The sequence below is a fragment of the Actinomyces sp. MRS3W genome, from assembly GCF_032465695.1.
Lineage (GTDB): Bacteria > Actinomycetota > Actinomycetes > Actinomycetales > Actinomycetaceae > Actinomyces.
The window spans coordinates 1-3,655 of the sequence record NZ_JAWDJJ010000201.1; the positions used below are offsets into that span (position 1 = coordinate 1).

General features: G+C 68.9%; 4 protein-coding genes. 1 reads left to right on the forward strand and 3 read right to left on the reverse strand.

What is annotated here, in order from left to right:
* The 3 genes from uppS to leuA all read right to left on the reverse strand — a co-directional run.
* On the reverse strand, window positions 1-446 hold a 446-nt coding region (gene uppS / locus RWX45_RS07490), incomplete at its 3' end, for a polyprenyl diphosphate synthase (RefSeq protein WP_316023109.1).
* A gap of 1 nt (window position 447) precedes the next feature.
* Window positions 448-1,197, reverse strand: a complete 750-nt coding sequence (gene recO, locus RWX45_RS07495) for a DNA repair protein RecO (RefSeq protein ID WP_316023110.1) — start codon at window positions 1,195-1,197, stop codon at window positions 448-450.
* Between the two features lie 11 nt (window positions 1,198-1,208).
* Window positions 1,209-2,987: a 2-isopropylmalate synthase gene (gene leuA, locus RWX45_RS07500; protein ID WP_316023111.1), complete on the reverse strand. Its 1,779-nt coding sequence runs from the start codon at window positions 2,985-2,987 to the stop codon at window positions 1,209-1,211.
* A 333-nt stretch (window positions 2,988-3,320) separates the two neighbouring features.
* On the opposite strand from leuA, the gene RWX45_RS07505 reads away from it, so the two are divergent.
* Window positions 3,321-3,655, forward strand: a 335-nt coding sequence (locus RWX45_RS07505; RefSeq protein WP_316023112.1) for an ATP-binding cassette domain-containing protein, incomplete at its 3' end; no start/stop codon positions are given.

Genomic DNA, 3,655 nt, shown 5'->3' on the forward strand with positions numbered 1-3,655 from the left:
GCGGTGATGCGCTCGGAGCGGCGCACCTCCTTGAGCACCGACTTCCACAGGCGAGGCTCGCGCCCCACCCAGTTCACGCGCACGCCCCACTCCAGCAGGTCATCGGTTTGGGCGCGCAATACCGAACGGGTGAAGCCCATGAGGAAGCGGACCTCGGCCGGTGAGCGTTTCCAGTTCTCGGTGGAGAAGGCGTAGACGCTCAGTTCCTTGATGCCGATTTCGACGGCTCCGGCGATGACGTCCATCATGGTCGACTCCCCCACCCGATGCCCCTCGGTGCGGGGCAGGCCGCGAGCATTGGCCCACCGGCCGTTGCCGTCCATGACGCAGGCAACATGCGCGGGCACGGTCGCCGGGTCGAGTGCCGGCGGGGTGAGTCCCTCGCGGTGCAACGGCACGACGGCGAGGGGCTGGGAATCCGTCCCGGCCGGTTCAGCGGAGGTCATCTCAATCCCTTTCGACGAGGGCGAGCGAGCGCAGGCGCCGCTCCAGGTGCCAGGTCAAGTATGCCGACACACACCCCGAGGCCTGGGCACACTGTCTCTCGGTGGAGGCGTCGGCGAGTTCCCAGTTGCCGGACAGCAGGGCGCCGAGCAGCGCCATGGCGCCCGGTTCGACGTCAACGGAGCCGGCCGGCCGACAGGTAGGACATACGGCCCCGCCCGCCTGGACGTGGAAGGAGGTGTGCGGCCCTGGTTGGCCGCACCGGGCGCAGTCGTAGCAGGACGGGGCCCACCCGGCCAGGGCGAGCGAGCGCAGCAGATAGGAGTCGAGCACGAGTCCGGGCGCGTGGCGACGGCGCGCGAGCGCGGCCAGCGCCCCGTAGAGCAGGAGGAACTGCTGGGGCGAGTCGATGGTGCCCAGATCGCCGTCGTCCTGGGTGAGGCGTTCGGCGGTCTCGGCCATGGTCTCGGCGCAGGTGAACATGGCGTAGTCCGCCGCGATCGCACCTCCGAAGGGGGCGATCGTCTCCACCTGGGTGACGACGTCGAGGCTGCGCCCACGGTGCAGCTGGACGTCGATCATGGAGAAGGGCTCCAGGCGGGCACCGAAGCGCGAGGTGGTGCGGCGCACGCCCTTGGCGACGGCGCGCACCTGCCCGTGGGACCGGGTGAGCAGCACGATGATGCGGTCGGCCTCGCCCAGTTTGTAGGTGCGCAGGACGATCGCCTCATCGCGGTAGAGCCTCTCCCCCAACGGCGCCTCCGTCAGCGCATGGCCCGGTTGACCGCGGAGATGACGGCCTTGAAGGATGCGGTGGTGATGGAGGGGTCGATGCCCACGCCCCACAGGACCTGTCCGCCCACCTCGCATTCGACGTAGCAGGCGGCGCGGGCGTCGCGGCCCTCGCTGAGCGCGTGCTCGGCGTAGTCGAGGATGCGCACCTGGATCCCAGTCTGCTCCAGCGCGGTGACGAAGGCGTCGAGTGGGCCGCTTCCGGAGGCGGTGAGTAGCCGGCGCTCCCCGCCGTCGGAAATGGTGACGGTGAGAATCGACTCGTCGTCACCGACGGAGGTGAGGGTGGCGCCCTTGAGGCTGTAGCGGCCCCACGTCGGCAGCGAGGCGGCCGGTGCGGCGGCGGCCGGCAGGTACTCGTCGGCGAAGATGGCCCACAGGTCGTCGGCGTCGACCTCGCCGCCGTAAGTATCCGCGTGGCGCTGGACGATGTTGGAGAACTCAATCTGCAGCCGGCGCGGCAGGTCGAGGTTGTGGGTGGTGCGCAGGAGGTAGGACACCCCGCCCTTGCCGGACTGGGAGTTGACGCGCACAACCGCCTCGTAGGAGCGGCCCACGTCGTGAGGGTCGATGGGCAGGTAGGGCATGGACCAGGGCACGGCCACGTCGGCGTCCTCGTGGGTCATGCCCGCGGCGACCTTGTCGGCGATCTGCTGCTCGCGGGCGGCGAAGCCCTTCTTGATGGCGTCCTGGTGGGAGCCGGAGAAGGAGGTGTAGACCAGCTCGCCCGCGTAGGGGGTGCGCGGCGGCACGTCCATCTGGGTGGAGTGCTCAACCACGCGGCGCACCTCGTCGATGTCGGACAGGTCGAGCATGGGGTCGATGCCCTGGCTGAAGAGGTTGAGGGCGAGGGTGACCAGGTCGACGTTGCCGGTGCGCTCACCGTGTCCGAACAGGCAGCCCTCCACGCGGTCGGCACCGGCGAGCATGCCCAGCTCGGCGGCGGCGATGCCGGAGCCGCGGTCGTTGTGGTTGTGGATGGACAGGCACACGGCATCGCGGTGGGAGAGGTTGCGGCTCATCCACTCGATCTGGTCGGCGTAGACGTTGGGGGTGGCGCGCTCGACGGTGGCGGGCAGGTTGAGGATGATCTCGCGGTCCTCCTCGGGCTGCCACACGCCCATGACCGCCTCGCAGACCTCCAGTGAGTACTCGCGCTCGGTGTCCACGAAGATCTCCGGGGAGTACTCGTACCCGAAGATGGTGTCATCGGTGAGGACCTTCTCCGCCCGGGCCATGACCTGGCGCGTGCCCTCGACGGCGAGCTCGCGGATGTCCTCCTTGCTCATGCGGAAGACGACGTCGCGGAACAGCGGGGACAGGGCGTTGTACAGGTGGACGGTGGCGCGTGGGGCGCCGACGCAGGCGTCCAGAGTGCGGTCGATGAGGTCGCCGCGGGACTGGGTGAGCACGGAGATGGTGACGTCCTCGGGGATGGCATCGTCGGTCACCAGGGAGCGCACGAAGTCGTAGTCGGTCTGGGAGGCGGCGGGGAAGCCGACCTCGATCTCCTTGAATCCCATGCGCACCAGCAGGTCGAAGATGGCGCGCTTGGCGGCGGGCCCCATGGGCTCGATAAGGGACTGGTTGCCGTCGCGCAGGTCGGTGGTCAGCCAGCGGGGGGCGTGGGTGAGGCGACGGTTGGGCCAGGTGCGGTCCGGCAGGGAGGTGTCGACGGTATCGAGGAAGGGCCGATACTTGGTGAAGGGCATGCCGGAGGGCTGCTGCGGGGCGGGGCGTGCGGTACGCATGGGTCTGGTTTCTCCTGGGCGGGTGTGCTGGTTCCCGGCGCCGGGGCCCGGCGCGCCGGGGTGGCTGGCTACGCGAAAGTAAGCCGCGGTCGGGGTGCCGGCCTGGTCAGGCCCCGCCGCGGCGACTAAGCAGGAGGTTCCGCTCCCGAACGGAGGTCGCGCGCACGGGGACACCGTACCCCCAAACCGCGAGCGCGTCCGCCAAGGTCACAGTGTGGACCGCTGCACGGAAGGGTCGAAGGAGCCACGAATTTCGGAACACCCGTCGTTCACACACGCAAAATGTAGTAGGTCTACTATATTACGTACTGAGCCTACGAAAAGGAGGGAACCGTGCCAGCGACCCAGACCGTCATTGATGCTCAAAGCTTGGAGTTCTCCTATCGCAAGACCCCGGTGCTGCACGACGTCTCACTGTCGGTGCATGCCGGTGAGGTGATCTGTCTGCTCGGACCCAACGGGGTGGGCAAGACGACGCTGGTGGAGAACCTGCTCGGCTCGCTCAAGCCCGCGGCGGGCCGCGTCCGTGTGCTCGGCATCGACCCGCGCCGCGCCGACGCCGACTTCTGGGCGCGGGTCGGGCTGGTGCAGCAGCACTGGTCCGATCACGCCAAGTGGCGGGTCAAGGATCAGCTGGAGTGGATCCGCTCGGTCATGCTCACGGCGAC

Coding starts and splice junctions, on each gene's coding strand:
- leuA (WP_316023111.1), bottom strand. CDS start 2,987: ATGCGTACCGCACGCCCCGCCCCGCAGCAGCCCTCCGGCATGCCCTTC.